Here is a 15818-nt window from a genome sequence, read left to right on the forward strand (position 1 = left end):
AGCTATCCCAGCCGTACATCTCGTTAAATCTTCCCCCAGGAACTACAAAAGGAACACCTTCAATTTTTCCATTAACTTCTTCTAACTTTAGACTTAATATTCCAGGCTTATCGTTGATAGATTTTACATACTTAGGAGAGATATCTTCAGGAAGTATAACCGTTTTAATTGGTAAAGTGTCTTCCAAGCTCTGGTAATATGTAATGGCTAATTCGTCTAAATGGGGAACATAAACAGGAAGTACTTCCACAGTAAGTGTTTCGTTTTTAGTATCTGAAATTAAAGCTTCAATACCAGATTTATCCATGCGTCTGGTGAGTCCATTCCAGTAGTAATCCTTTATCATTCTGGATACGCGATCAACAGGTGGCTCATCAATATGATGCAATGCAATAGAAGCCACATGCTTTCCTTCTTGCTTTTGAATCACAAGCTCTTGCAATAAATTAGACAATTGGTAAGTTCCTTTTACTTCATATAATGAACCATCCTTCGCTTCAATCTTAAATACTTTTGGGCCCTGATCTTCAATTGTAATTTTTTTGTCACCGTCGGTGTCTTCTTGAGCCAAAAGTTGTTGCAAAGTCTGCTCAATATCAAGGTCGAATTGCATTAACTAACTATTTTAGTGGTTATTCTATTTACCAAAAAGAGAGATAGAAGAATAATACCAAATGGGATTAAGGACAAGTAAAATACTTTATCTCCCCCTAACGTGTCGAATAAACTTCCTATTAGAAATGATCCAACAGTACCTCCAACCGCAGAAAAAAATGTTAGAATACCAGCTAAAGAACTATGAATTGATTTATCAACTGAAGTCAGAACAGTTGAATTTATTAATGGATAAAGTGGTGCCAAGAATAATCCTATGAGAGGAAATAAATAAGAAACTGCTGGTAAATCGGCGATAGAATTTATTGTAGTAACTTCAACGTTTTCTGCTAAAGGCAATACTAATAAGACTAAAATAACCGCTAGAATTACACTTGCAACCGAAATATATAGCCACTTAATGCTCTTAACTAATATTCCGGTTAAGAATCTTCCTAGTGCAATTGAAATCATTAACAACACAGCCATCTGAGAACCTAACTTCGCATCTAACTTCAGGGTTTCCTTATTAAATGTTGGTAACCAAGTCATTATTCCTTGTTCTGTCATTACATAGAAAAATGCAAAAGCAGCAAAAACCCAAACAATAGGTTTGCTAAATAGTTTTAGCATTGCTTTAAAATCATTTTTTTCTTCTTCAGATGAGTCAGTTTCAATATTAAATTTTGAAAATAATATTATAATAAAAGCTATTGCTATAATGAATGCCATCAGCAAATAACCTCTAAGCCATGCATTCTCATCATTTTCATCTATAAATAGTGGAAAAACAATATACATAAAGATGATTCCCAGCATAAATACTGTCTCAATGAGATTCATCAATGAACTATGGGATTTTTTACTATCTGTTATATATCCAATCAATGCAAAAACGGCTACTTTAACTACCGCAAAGGATAGACCTGTTGCCAAGAATAATAACTTAACAGACCAAAATGAATTACCAAAATACATTCCCAAACAAGCAAAAAACACTACAGCGAGGCTAATGAGCATTGAGCGCTTAAAACCTAATTTTGGTAAAAAAGAGCCCACCAAAAAAGCCATAAATGCGATTGATAAATCCTTGAATGGTTCTAAAATCGCAGCATCTGGTTTAGAAACATCATATAATTCAATAGATCTTTCTATTAGTATGCCTACACTATTTAATAATGCCGCAAAAACAAAGTAGATTAGAAACAGTGATACCTTGATTCCTAGGTTTTTCATTACCAAATCATTAATTAATGAGCACCTCCAGAAGGCATAATTACATCATCATCAGAATCACCTTTAGTCTCATTTAATCTCAAGGCTAAAATACCGGCAATTATAAAAAAGACGCCTCCAAATAAAATAGCATATATCGAATTATTATCTAAAGCATACTCTATTATGGGACCAAAAGAAACCGTTTGGATAAGCATAGGAATTACAATCATCATATTAACGATTCCCATATAAACTCCTCTCCTATCTGAAGGAATCACTTTTGATACCATGGCATAAGGAATACCCATCATTGCTGCCCAACCGATTCCAAAAAGAACCATTGGTAAAAGCAGTACATATTCGTTTGTTATATAGGGCAAGCATAACATTGCTACTCCCGTCATCAAAAGACTAATAACATATACCTTTTTTGATCCGAATTTGGCAGCAATTGGCACAAGTGCTAAAGCAACGACCATTGTTACAAAATTGTAAGTACCATTCATTAATCCTACTTGAGCTAAGGCTTCCTCATCTGAGATACCAGGAATACTGGCCTTAAGCATAGGTGAAATAGATTGCCAATACACAAAAAGCGCATACCATTGAAAGAAATATACGGCAGAGAGTTTCCACATAAACTTAGGCATATCCTTAATGGCCTCTGCAGCTTCCATTAAAGGCATTAATAAATCACCAAGGCTTTTAATAGTTTTATTATCAGGGTTATTTTTTATAACACGATATAAGAACACTAGCCATAGAAAGGCAATAACCAACATTATAATCACTAGTAAGTTATAATTCTCAAAAAGATAAGGTTCAATTTTTCCTAACCCTAGACCAACACATAGAGGAGCAGAAAGAACGGCAACTAGCGCACCAATAACTTGAATTAATGGATGTGGCTTACCTTCATTAAAGGTTCTAATCTCTTTTAATTCTTCATCTGATGGTGGAATTTCTGGAGTTTTCCAAACCGACCAAGCCACTGTAGCGACGGAGGCAAATGCACCTAAAAAGAAAGAATAATAAACCCATGTTGGAATAGTGCTTACGGTTTCTACAGCTGCAGCTGACTCGCTGAACCAATCTTGAAATAAAAATAATGAGAAATTGGCAATTGTAATTCCTGCACCAACAAAAAGAGACTGCATCTGATAACCAAACGTTAATTGTTCATCTGGTAATTTATCTCCTACAAATGCTCTATAAGGTTCCATAGCCGTGTTATTTGCAGCATCTAAGATCCAAAGTAATCCAACTGCAAACCATAAGGTCGAACTGTAGGGGAAAGCGAATAAACATAAACTCGCTAGTATAGCACCAATTAAGAAAAATGGCTTACGTCTTCCGTATTTAGTAGACCAAGTTTTATCTGAGATAGCACCAATAATGGGTTGAATTAATAGTCCGGTAACCGGACCAGCTAGATTCAGTAATGGTAATTCATTATGATGAGCACCTAAAAATTCAAAAATTGGATTGACTGCCGATTGTTGCAAACCGAAACTGAATTGTATTCCGAAGAATCCAACATTCATATTCCAAATCTGCCAAAAGGATAATCTTGGTTTAGTTAGTTTCATATTTTAATAAGTTTATGTTTAAGTCTTAGATCGATGACTTAAATATAATTAATTCTACAAATAATTATTTCTAATAGTCTTATTTGCATACTTGGATTGCACTTCAATGATTTTATGCTCAATTTCCAAGACCAATTCATTGAAGTCATCCATAATATCCCTAGCACGTTTTTCTCTATTGGCTTTGGTATCCTTAAATGAATTTTCAATGAATATTTTATACGTAGGTTGTTTAAGCAGCATGGTGTAGGTCCCTTCTACTATACAGAAATGGAAATCGTTCGGATAAATGATTTCTTGGTTAATGGTGTTTTCTTGATAATTAACCAAAGGCTTTTTCAGCCTCTCCTTTGAATTTGAAAATTTCTTTAAATCCTTATCGAGCAACTCTAAATTAACTTCTGCAATACCTACATTAGAAATATCTTCTAGACGTTTATTATGATTATCCTTTGGTGGAAGAATAAAGTAATCGTCAAGATGGAACATATAGCCTTTAAGATTTAACTCTTCCTGAATATCTAGAAGGAGTGCATACGCTAAAGACGTCTTACCACTGCCAGATTCTCCTCCAATAGCAATGCATAAGCGCTCATCACTAATAAGATGTTCTCGCAATTCTGTAATAACTTCTTTATTATTTTGCTTAAAGCTAGAATGATATGTTAGTTTATCTCCAATCATGCCTCTATCCATCCTCCCGGGCTTCGTAGCTCGTTAATGGTTTACTATTTTATCGGTAAGAAAATTTCGGCCTTCCATTTAAGCTCGTCACCACCAAAATTTGGATTATTAAAAAAATATTCTATTGGTGTTAACTCTACTTCCTTATTTAGGTCCTTAGCCTTTTTAATTAGCGTATACCAAGCTCTATCCGAAGTAATATAATTACCATTATAACTTGCTTTTAACGCCTTTTTAGCAAATATGCGCTTGTATTTTATAATAGGATGGTCTGGTAATTTATCAGATCTAATAATAGGAAAACAAAAGTTATATGCTATACTATCTTTTTGCACATCCCAATGGGTTATCTCAACAAACGGCGGTCCATTTAATTGTACATTGTTATTGCCCATCACGGTCGCTAAAAGATTATAATTCTGCATCATTCCTTTAGCTTTATCAGACTGCTTTCCTTCGAGTGGGACATATGCACAATACGTTGATCTTAGCTCACTTTCACCATCAAAAGTTATTCGAATACGTTCAAGGTGTTCATTTAAAAACTCGTAGAAATCAGTTACTGTTTTAGACGATTGTAAGGCAATAGGAATATCTTCAAAAGGCTTTTTCAATCTATTCATTAGACTATTATCCAAATCCTTGATGTAGACCGTCACTGCAGAAGTAGAATCATCTATTGCATCAAATTGCCATGTATACAAATGGGTTGAATCATTGAACTTTATGGTTTGCTCTAATGTGTCAAACCCGTCTTGGGAAATAATCTCACCGTCGACTTCATTATTCCATGCCTTAAGAGTTTGGTTTATTGTCCCTGGCAATCCTTTAGCCTCAAAGGTTACCTTATAATCAGAAGGATAAAGAAATAGATAGAATACAAATACTAGAACCAGGCTTACTACAACAGCCCATAATATTTTTTTTGCCATTTTAATATTTATTTACTTGTAGCTTCTAATTTTAATTTCTTAACAACAAATTGACCTAATTGTCTTCCTTGTTCTAGACCCACATCTATAGCAGCTCTGTAATGAATACCTCCATAGAGTCTACTAACAGCAGCTTCATCTGCCGCTTTGTTGAAAGATTCGAAAGACCTTACAGGTAAGCCATAAGTAATCTCAGTATCGTCATCAAATTGATAGTTATCCCCAAAAATCGATGTAAGAACTGTAGATGCGCATCCAGAAACTACAGAATGACCACTAGTATACTCTGGAAAAGGAGGTGTTTGTAAAATAGGCTTCCAACTATCATCAAAATATTTATTGATTAGGGTTTCTGGTCTAATTAAATTACTTCGATACTTTTCATCCCAACAACTAATAAAGGCCTCGAAAATACCAATAGACGTTTTGGTGTAAGCATTAACTGTACTAATAAAATCGAACTCGCTTTTTCTACATGCAATTTTAGTAATGCCTATCCAATGCGCGCCTGGCGTTATCTTCTTTGTGGCAAACATTAAATGCCCTCTAGTAATAGAAACATATGGATTACAATCCCAGAACTGTGCTATCTGAACTTCTTCTGAACTATCGCCTTTAGAAGTAATCTCGTTACTAATAATAAAGACTTCCTCTAGCTCTTTAAAGAATTCTGAATCCTTGTTCATTGAAAATGCAGGTGGAGGAGCTGGTTTAAATTGAGCTGCTGAATCTAAGGTAAACGGACGTATCTGATTCCAATGTGGCTCTATACCATCCATATAAGCTGGTGGCGTTGGTTGCCATCTTGATGGATCATCTGAATAGACCGAAAATTTAGGCATTGTTCTGGTTTCTTTGTAATTATCTTTATTCATCCATTGCCCAATAAAATCGGCAACTTCTAAACCATAATCTTTAGACTTTTGGAATTGAGTTGAGTTAATGGCATTCCATTTTTTGTATAAACTATCTCTAAAGGACTCTACCATTTCCTCTGAAAAGATGAGACGTTTACTTAACTCCATATGAGCAACCAAGGCTGCTAATTCAAAATTCAACTGCTTTGTATCTGTAGGTTTTGGAATTGCAGATAAATCATCTATCTGACCAACCAAAGAATTGAACTCTGATTCTTGGGATGCCATTATTTCATAGGCTGCAATATTAGGGTAAGCAAATATGCGGCTCGCCACTGGAGGTGAAAAAATATCATGGACCATCACCTGCGTCACCTTATCTACAGAAGCATGAAAATCTTCCGAAGTTATCTGAATATTCTCTTTTTCCTGACATGACCATAAGGCCATTAATACTAATAGTAATATTGGATACTTTTTCATTATTTCAAAATTTCATAGACCTCAGCGGCATCATTATTAAAAGTAACTAGTAAATATGTTTTATCAAAAGCATTTAATAGATCTAAATGCCTAACTGACTTATTATGTAAATTAAGTCCTAAAGTATAACCTAGAGAAATGTTCTTGTTATTTTTTATTAACGCACCAGAAAATCCATCGAATCTACCGTGGTATGGTTTTACTCCAAAATAATTTCCTGCTGCTAGGACTTCTATTTGTTTGTCCCCATCAAAATCAGCACCTAAAAATGCCAAGATTGGTGACGTCTGAAGGGATTCTTCAAAAGGAACAAAATCGAACTTACCGGCTTCATTTCTTAAATACCCAGAGGCGAGCGTATGTACTTCTAAAATCTCTGCTTTAGATAACATGTCTTTATCAAAGATATCGTTAATTGACTTTCCAGCAAAACTCCGGTAAGTATTGAATTTCTTTCTTAAAAATACTAATTGTCCACTTAAATCATCGAGCCCCATAATTGGATAATACGCACCTTCTTTTTCTATGCAAACAATAGTTTCCGTTTGTTTATTATCATCAAAATCTGCATAATACATCTTTAATGGGTGCCTTTTCGAGGCTTTAAATTTTGAATTTAATCCCCAATTACCTAATAAATAGTCGGTATCCCCATCATTATCAATATCAAATGGATAAATACTTTGCCATAACCCATTTAATTGATCATTAATAAGATCAACTTTCTTTAATTTGCCATTTTGATTTTTAAAGAATTTTGGAGTCATCCACTCACCAACAATGATAAGATCTTTCTGACCATCATTATCAAAATCATCCCAAATAGCATCATTAACCATTCCTGCAACTATTGTTTGTGCAGAAAAAACTCCGTTATTATTTGTTAAAACAACAGACTCAGGAGCCTTACCAAAATCTGAAGTTATCATATGATTTCCGATAAAGACGTCTAAATCACCATCACCATCGATATCAGAAGGTTTGATTACTGAGGAATTTTGAAAAATATCTGGCAATTGCCTATCGAGAAAAAGACTATCATTATTAATGAGATAGGTATCGCGCAGTACCTTAGATTTACCAAAAAAGTCAGCGCCACCTGAACCAACCATAATATCATTTTTTTGATCTCCATTAAAATCTGCAATGGTAGCTACAACATCCTCCTTAATAGCTAAATCCTTTAAGACTGATTCTTCATTTAAAACAAATGAAGAATCATTTTGTAAATAAATTTGAGCTTTGACACGTTTAGATCCACCAAAAAACAGATCAGTTTTAGAATCGTTATTAAGATCACCCAAGGCCACTGCTGGCCCTTTATCAGACGCTTGATACGGCATTAGTTTTTGTCTAATAAAATCCGTATAGTTGTCTTCTTTGTGCTTAAAATCTATACCTAGATTATTATCAACTTTTCTAAATAGAACATCTTTTGTTTCTAACTCCGAAGGCTTTATTGGTTTTGAATTCCCTTTTGAAACGATTTGAGTTTCATTTGCTTTTACATTATATAAAATCTGATACGTATCATCTGGCCACTCAATTCTTAAGGAATCTAGTTGTGTAGATTCCCCAAGTCCAAAATGAATAAATGGCTCTGATGAGGCCTGAAATCCTCTGATGGTATAGAATTCTCTATACTGTAACTTACCATTGGAGTATCCATACAACTTTGAGCCTATTCCATTTATATTCTTAGCGGTATAGTTTAATTTTACCTTTAAAAAGTTTTGTTTTTCTGAACCTTTATTAATGTATATGGTTGGGGCTTGATTGATATTATTTGCTATAATATCTAAATCACCATCATTGTCTAAATCGGCAAGTGCTGTTGCTGTAGAAGCTAAAGTATCCTTGGTTATCCAGCGATCTGACATATCTCGGAAGTTGATATTATCTGATCCTTTAAAAATATAATTGTGTACCTTTCCAGACGGCATATTATCTAAGGCTTCCTGATCTACAAGTCTCGTATTATTTATTTTCTGTTGAATTTGATTGCTCGATAAAAACTTAATGTAATCTAAGTCATTTGGTCTTTTAGGAATTCCATTAGATATGAATAAATCTTGATTTCCGTCATTATTGAAATCTGCAAATAAAGAACTCCAACTCCAATCTGTAGCGGCAACATTTGCTTGTAATGCTACCTCCTCAAAATGGCTATTTGGTCTATTAACATATAGCATGTTTCTCGTAAATTGGTAGTGATAACCATATTGCTCAATACGCATCTTTTGTGTTTGAATGTTGTCATCACCTTCAGAGCTTTTTAGCGCCATTTCATCTTCAGGAAGCATATCTAAAGACATTAAATCAGGCCAACCATCTGCATTAATATCGGCAACATCATTACCCATTGAGAATCGGGTTGTATGACCAAAATAATCCCTTAGGGATTCTTTAAAAGTGCCATCACCATTGTTTAGGTAGAAATAATCATCTTCATGGAAATCATTCCCAATATAAATATCTGGCCAACCATCTTTATTAAAATCGCTTACAGCTATTCCTAAACCATAACTATTTACACCACCAAAAATACCAGCCTCCTCACTAACATCCGTGAAATAACCATTATCATTTCTCAAAAGTTTATCCCCAGTCTGTTGGTTTCGTTCAAGTCTTAGATCGGCATGACCATAGGAATCCTGAGTATGCACCGCGTGATTGAGCAAATACATATCTAAATCGCCATCTTGATCGTAATCTAAAAATGCTGCATTAGAACTATAAGTATCAAAGTCTAATCCATACTTTTTTGATTGTTCTGTAAAGGTGTTATCACCATTATTTATGAAGAGTTCATTATACCCGGTAAATCCGTTTATTCCAACCACTGCACAGACATAAATGTCTAAAAACCCATCATTATTTATATCGACCATTATAGCACCAGTGTTCCAGCTACTAATACCCTCGACACCTGCGTCTTTTGAAATATTTTCAAATTGCAGATTCCCTTTGTTTAAATACAATACATTTTTAACCTGATTCCCAGAAAAGAAGATGTCTGATAATCCGTCATTATTAATATCACCTACAGCTACGCCACCGCCATTATAGAAATAGAGGTAGTCTAAAATATTAAGATCGTCAGTTTCTGTAATGGTATTTACAAAATCGATTCCTATATCTGAAGCCTTAGGATTTTCAAATAGACGGTCTTTATCGTTACAACTTGTAAAGACTAGAAGAACTATGATATACCAACAGTATCTATTCATTTCTACGAAGTAGCTTAGGCACACTGTTATTAATACCTACGATGTAGAATGAATTTCCGTTCTTATCAACTAAAGGGGAGATGTGTTTAATTTCTCCTTTAATAAAAAATCCACTTGTATCGTAATCTTGCCATTCAAAATTTAACGCGCCATCTCCAAGTAGCACATGACCGTAGCTAGCATCTATCCTAGAGAATTGAGGTTTAAATTCGTAGTTATTTCCTCCCATTACTAAATCAAGGTTACCATCACCATTTACATCAGCGCAGGTGATATCACAAACACATGAGAATTGAACTTTATTTGGAAGCGGCTTAATGGTAAATTCACCATTCCCATCATTGATAGCTATTACGGATTCAGCAATATTTACCTCCTTGACAATAGATTTATCTAATAATTCTTTAGAAAACAACTCATCGATAGACCTAAGTGCATAATCTGAAGCTTTTAGGTTTTGCTTTTTTAGGGACACTAACTGCGCTGTGATTTCTTTCTTTTGATGAATTGGATAGTCCTTACCATTCCTATGCTGTGTTATAACTTGTTCTATAGTTCCATTATTATCAAAATCATTTACCCACATTTTTAATGGTGCATCGGATTGAGGCCTGTAATGAATATTTGTTCCATTATTTCCAAGTACTAAATCTTTATCACCATCATTATCCAAATCTTCGGCGTATAAGGTATTCCACCAGCCATTAAGGTTAGATAAACTGGTTTTCGACGACCCAAGTTGTTTGCCATTATTATAAAATACATTAATATTTCCCCAGTCTGAGGTTGTAACCAGATCTTCTTTACCATCACCATTTAAATCTGTCCAAACGGCATCAGTTATCATACCAGCATCCTTGGTATGGTAAGCAATTTTTTCTGTGGCATCTACAAAATTTCCATCACCTAAATTTTCTAAGAACAAATGACTTGGATTAATTCCGTAAATACCTACAACACTTCGTGATCCAATAAATAGGTCAACATCACCGTCCTTATCAAAATCATTAGCAGCAATAACAGAAACATTGGTAAAGGTTTGTGGTAAGTCTTTCTCAGATGTACTAAAATGTCCTTTTCCATCATTGACATAAATTCTAAGTCCACTTTTTGTTTTATCACTGACTTCATTTCCACCACTACCAACAACGAGATCCAAATCACTATCATTATCCACATCCACAAAGACAGCTTTGGTGTCTTCAAGATTCTTATCTAAAGTAAGACTTCTTTGCGCATTAACCTTTAATTTGCCATTGCCAAGGTGGTCATATAGCTGCCCTTCTTGTCCTTTGGCACCGCCAATGAAAACATCATCATTACCATCATTATTTACATCGCCTACAGCTATTGCTGGTCCCTCTTGAGAAAGCTTACTAGCAATTAACCCTTCATAATCAAAATCATTAAAACCATTCTCTTGATGAGCCACCAATTTTGGGTTTTCGATTTCACTAAAAAAGGTCCTTTTTGCAGTTGTGGACTTTGGCGAATAGGTAATAGTTGCTTCTTCTTGTTTTAAACTCAGCGAGGTATTAACAGCAACATTTGTTAACAATTGGGTTTTATCATTAGGCCAAATTACCCTAATGGAATCGACAGTCTCGTTTGTTCCTAAACCTATTGTTAGTGGATACTCCATAGAAGACTGAAAACCTCTCGATGGCATCAATTCCTGATATAGCTCATTGCCGTCAAAATACATTCTAATTTTCGCACCAACTGCAAATCGATTTTTATCGTCTCCTTCAAGATTAAGTTTAATAAAATTATTCTCAGTTGTAGTTTCTGCATTGTTTCGGTAAACAAAGGCTTCCATATTAACGTTGTTAACAACAAGCTCTAAATCTCCGTCATTATCTAAATCACCATAAGCAACACCATTAGACATACTTAATTGCGCCATTCCCCAATCTTCAGAGGCATTTTTAAAAGTAAGGTCCTTATTATTTTGGAACGCATAATTAGGAAGTGGCTTAACCGGCATTTTCTCTATAATTGAATCGATAGCAGTCTTTTTACCAGTTAGTGCAAGTTTTTGTACTATTTCGTTAGCAAAGAAATCAACAAAATCTAAATCCGTAAGATCATGATTTATACCGTTGGTCACATAAATATCTTTAAAGCCATCATTATCCATATCAAAAATTAGTCCTGCCCAACTCCAGTCTGTTGCTTCTACACCGCTATAATAGGCTATTTCAGAAAACGAACCATTACCATTATTTAGCTGTAATGTATTTTGAATATACTGCTGATGGAAATCCTTTTTCTGCTTTATTTCAAAAACATTATACCCTTCAAATTCCATGACAGCCTTAACACGTTCTTCTTTTTCAGGTAGCATATCAGTTATAAAAATATCTTGAAGACCATCATTATTAATATCTGAAATATCTACACCCATAGCTGATAAACAAAGGTGTGAAGTATAATCTTTTATAGATTCAGTAAACGTTCCATCTTGATTATTGATATAGAAATAATCGCGCTCATAAAAGTCGTTAGAAACATATAAATCTGGGTAAGAATCATGATTTATATCTGTTACCATAACACCTAAGCCAAACCCAATTAAGCTACCGTAAATACCTGCCTCCTCACTGACATCGGTAAATGTGTTGCCATCATTGCGTAACAACATGTCGCCAACACCACGAAAAATATGTGGAACGTTTTCCCAATCTTGAGCCCTAACTTCACGCTGTTCCGCGTACCCTAAACTACTTACTGGAATATTGCTATTGTTTAAGATGTAGGCGTCTAAATCACCATCTTTGTCATAATCAAAAAACGTGGCATGTGTAGAAAACCCTGTTTTAGCTAAATTATAATCATTAGCTTTTTCAGTAAAGGTTAAATCACCATTATTGATATATAAATCATTATCATGATTATTGCCTTCCATATTGCCTGCATTACTAACGTATAGATCTAACAAACCATCTGCATTAACATCTGCCATAACAACACCAGTAGACCATGGTTTATTTCCACCTACACCAGCCGATTCGGTAATATCTTCGAATTTAAGATTGCCTTTATTGAGATATAATTTATTGGTTCCCATGTTTGCTGTTAAATAGATGTCTGCTAAACCGTCATTATTAATATCTCCGATAGCAACTCCACCACCATTATAAAAGTTTCGGTATTTAAAAATGTTGAAATTCTTTTGGTTTTCAATTTCATTTTTGAAATCTATTCCAGTCTTATCAGAAGGTAAAAGCGTAAATAAGGTACTTTTTTCAGATTTAGAAGTCTCAGTTTTAATCTCTGAGCTACAAGCAACCATCGTTAATACAGCAAATACACAATAGAGTTTTATTAGGGTGTTCTTTGGCATTATCATTTTCATTTTTTGTAGAATAGCAAACTCTCTTTATTGCGTCCTACGACAAAGTAATTTTGGTCTTTATAATTTAGTATTTCTATATCTCTGACCTGTCCAAATATATCAAATAAAGCTAAATTTTCTATGTTAAAAAACCCATTTTTATCGTTCAATAAAACAGTACCGTGATTGGCGTCTAAACGTCCAAGCTGCGTACTTAATTCAAAATTATTACCTGTCAAAACAACGTCTTTATATCCATCCGAATTCAAATCATCCACAAGGATATGGTGGATTGAAGAATTTTGTGCCAATAATGGCAATTTATGCGTTTTAAATGTTGTATTTCCTAAATTTTCAAAATAGCAAGACTCTAACATAAATACGTCTTTCTTAATTGACCTATTTAGACCCCTTTTTCCAAATAAATCTTCAATTGAAGCCCCAGCAAAATCATTATAGGATAGAAATTTTTTATTGAGTTTAGGTAGTTGTTTAGCCAGTTCGTCTTTAGTTGCTATTGTAGTTTCAGTGCCTTTATAAAAGTAAGTAACCAAAGTTTCATCAGAACCATTGTTATCAAAATCTTCGCGATAAAGCATTATTGGTTCGTCTGTAGTTGCTCTTAAACGACTATTTAAACCCCAATTTCCAGCCATGATATCAACATCACCATCATTATCAAAATCGCTCGCGATAATGGTATTCCACCATCCAGAAGTGTTTTCTAATCCTTGAATTCCAGCTCTACTGAGTTTATTACCATCATTCATAAAAATGGTTATTGGCATCCAATGCCCTGCAAGAATGGCATCTTTATAACCGTTTCCGTCTAGATCTTTCCAAACGATATCATAAACGTTTCCGACGAATCCAAAATCTTTACTTAAAGTGTCGGTAACATCAGTAAATTGACCATTACCATTATTTTTAAAAATAAATTGTCTCGGAGTTATCCCAAATTGATGTGGCTCCACATTTGCCATAATACAAATATCCTGGTCACCATCATTTTCTAAATCAACAATCGATACTTTAGATGCATTAAGTTCTATAGCCTGAAACTGTGTCGTATCTTTAATGATCTCTTGGTTGTCGATATAATACAAACGTGGCTTGAGGGCATTTCCAGACGTGAATTCATTTCCACCACTTGCGACAATAATTTCATTTCTTCCATCATTATTGACATCTACAATAGCTATAGAAGTATCATCGCAAATACTATCCTTATCCAAAGTTTCGGAAGATAAACATGAAAATCCTTGATCTGAATTTTGTATCCAAATCTCTAAGGCCTGTTTCTTAGCTCCTGTTATAACGATATCTTCTAAACCATCACCGTTGAGATCGCCTATTTCAATATCTGGTGAATTATTAGATAAACTAAATGGTAATAAAGGATCTCTACTAAAATCCAGTGTTTCTTGATCCTTATGTCTATAGGAGCATAACGCCTCTGTAGTTTTGAGATTTATTTTCTTATCTAAAGAAGTCTCTATATAATAATTACCTGAAGCCTCAGAAAAATCTACAGTGAGTTTTTGATTTATTGCAGGTCTTACAATTGTTTGCCATTCTTTTGTAGGCCATATAATATGTAATGAATCAATTGTTGTTTCCGTACCCAATCCAAAATGTAAATAAGGATCCTTAGCAGACAAATATCCAGTAGTAGAATAATTTTCACCAAACATTGTATTATTCTTAAGATAAACAATAGCCTTTACCCCTATACCATTAATATTTTGTTTAGTTCCTTTAAATTTAAGTTGGATGTAATTATTGATTCCATTTTGTGATGAATGATTTTCATAAATGTTTGCTATTTCATCGACCTCATTAACAATAATTTCAAGATCACCATCATTATCAAGGTCAGAATAAATAGCTCCATTACTAAACGTAGGCTCGTTAGATATCCAATCTTCTGTTACATTTTGAAATGTTAATCCATCTTTATTTCGAAACATATAATTAGAAACCTTTTTCTGAGGGAGTTCCTTAACAACAGCTTCATATGCATTTGCTTTATTATCTAAATCTTTAGGAATTGTAGCATTGGATATGAAATTTATAAAATCCATATCGTTAGTTATACCTTTAATACCATTGGTGATATAGAGATCTTTATATCCGTCATTATCAAAGTCTGCGGCTAATGGCGACCAGGACCATTCTGTTGCTGCTATTCCACTTAAAAAACCAATTTCAGAAAACGCTTCATCGCCTAAATTAAGATGAAACGTATTCTGCATGTATTGATGATTGTATCCATTTTTTATGTAGCGTTGATAAATTGGAAAATTGTATTCCGCCGCTGCACTCTTTAATGTGTTTAAATCCTCAGGAAGCATATCTAATGAAATAAGATCTGGTCTTTGGTCATTATTTAAATCTGCAACAATATTACCCATGGAAAAATGTGAGGTATGACCAAGTGCTCTATCCTGTGAATTTACCTCTTTAAACCCACTACCCTTTGTATTGATGTAGAGATAATCATTTTCAAAAAAGTCATTTCCAACATATATATCGGGATAGCCATCATTGTTGAAATCACTAATAGAAATTCCTAAACCATATCCTATACCACCTTGAAAAATACCTGATTCTGAAGATACATCACTATAAAAACCATTAGTATTTTTATATAATCGATCTCCAGCTAGTACATCATAGGTTAATCGTTTTGAACCATTTCCATAGTTACTATTTGGGTATAAGGAGTGGTTTAATAAATACATATCCAAATCCCCATCAAGATCGTAATCAAAAAATACAGATTGCGTTGAGTAACCTGAAAAATTCAACCCATATTCCTTGCTTTCTTCTTTAAATTGAGGGATACCATCATCTGTTAGGCCTTGATTTATGTATAATAAATTATGCCCTTG

At 34.1% G+C, this 15818-nt stretch carries 9 protein-coding genes; all 9 read right to left on the bottom strand.

Features of this window, described 5'->3' with window-relative positions:
* A partial coding sequence (locus HRU49_RS11705) for a trehalase family glycosidase (protein ID WP_296357362.1) occupies positions 1 to 613 on the bottom strand: 613 nt, incomplete at its 3' end.
* Positions 613 to 1830, bottom strand: coding sequence for an MFS transporter (locus tag HRU49_RS11710; protein ID WP_296357364.1), 1218 nt, complete (start codon positions 1828 to 1830; stop codon positions 613 to 615). The genes HRU49_RS11705 and HRU49_RS11710, both read right to left, overlap by 1 nt.
* Positions 1831 to 1844: 14 nt before the next feature.
* Entirely contained in the window at positions 1845 to 3401 is a 1557-nt protein-coding gene (locus HRU49_RS11715; protein WP_296357367.1) for an MFS transporter, read from the bottom strand.
* Between the two features lie 54 nt (positions 3402 to 3455).
* Positions 3456 to 4097, bottom strand: a complete 642-nt coding sequence (locus tag HRU49_RS11720) for a hypothetical protein (protein WP_296357371.1) — start codon at positions 4095 to 4097, stop codon at positions 3456 to 3458.
* A 32-nt stretch (positions 4098 to 4129) separates the two neighbouring features.
* A complete protein-coding gene (locus tag HRU49_RS11725) occupies positions 4130 to 5017 on the bottom strand; it encodes a GyrI-like domain-containing protein (protein WP_296357373.1) in 888 nt (295 codons plus the stop codon).
* Positions 5018 to 5025: 8 nt separating this feature from the next.
* On the bottom strand, positions 5026 to 6357 hold the full coding sequence (locus tag HRU49_RS11730; RefSeq protein ID WP_296357375.1) for a vanadium-dependent haloperoxidase: 1332 nt from the start codon (positions 6355 to 6357) through the stop codon (positions 5026 to 5028).
* Entirely contained in the window at positions 6357 to 9587 is a 3231-nt protein-coding gene (locus HRU49_RS11735; protein WP_296357377.1) for a VCBS repeat-containing protein, read from the bottom strand. Before HRU49_RS11735 ends, HRU49_RS11730 begins: the two co-directional genes overlap by 1 nt.
* A complete protein-coding gene (locus tag HRU49_RS11740; RefSeq protein WP_296357379.1) occupies positions 9580 to 12933 on the bottom strand; it encodes a VCBS repeat-containing protein in 3354 nt (1117 codons plus the stop codon). The genes HRU49_RS11735 and HRU49_RS11740 overlap by 8 nt, the downstream gene beginning before the upstream one ends.
* Before the next feature lie 8 nt (positions 12934 to 12941).
* A partial coding sequence (locus HRU49_RS11745) for a VCBS repeat-containing protein (protein WP_296357381.1) occupies positions 12942 to 15818 on the bottom strand: 2877 nt, incomplete at its 5' end.

It is taken from the genome of Winogradskyella sp., assembly GCF_013213975.1.
Lineage (GTDB): Bacteria > Bacteroidota > Bacteroidia > Flavobacteriales > Flavobacteriaceae > Winogradskyella.

What these genes read in the sequence shown, in the direction of transcription:
- HRU49_RS11710 (WP_296357364.1), bottom strand. Translation starts at nt 1,830, where the DNA reads ATGAAAAACCTAGGAATCAAGGTATCACTGTTTCTAATCTACTTTGTT.
- HRU49_RS11720 (WP_296357371.1), bottom strand. Translation starts at nt 4,097, where the DNA reads ATGGATAGAGGCATGATTGGAGATAAACTAACATATCATTCTAGCTTT.
- HRU49_RS11735 (WP_296357377.1), bottom strand. Translation starts at nt 9,587, where the DNA reads ATGAATAGATACTGTTGGTATATCATAGTTCTTCTAGTCTTTACAAGT.
- HRU49_RS11725 (WP_296357373.1), bottom strand. Translation starts at nt 5,017, where the DNA reads ATGGCAAAAAAAATATTATGGGCTGTTGTAGTAAGCCTGGTTCTAGTA.
- HRU49_RS11715 (WP_296357367.1), bottom strand. Translation starts at nt 3,401, where the DNA reads ATGAAACTAACTAAACCAAGATTATCCTTTTGGCAGATTTGGAATATG.
- HRU49_RS11740 (WP_296357379.1), bottom strand. Translation starts at nt 12,933, where the DNA reads ATGCCAAAGAACACCCTAATAAAACTCTATTGTGTATTTGCTGTATTA.
- HRU49_RS11730 (WP_296357375.1), bottom strand. Translation starts at nt 6,357, where the DNA reads ATGAAAAAGTATCCAATATTACTATTAGTATTAATGGCCTTATGGTCA.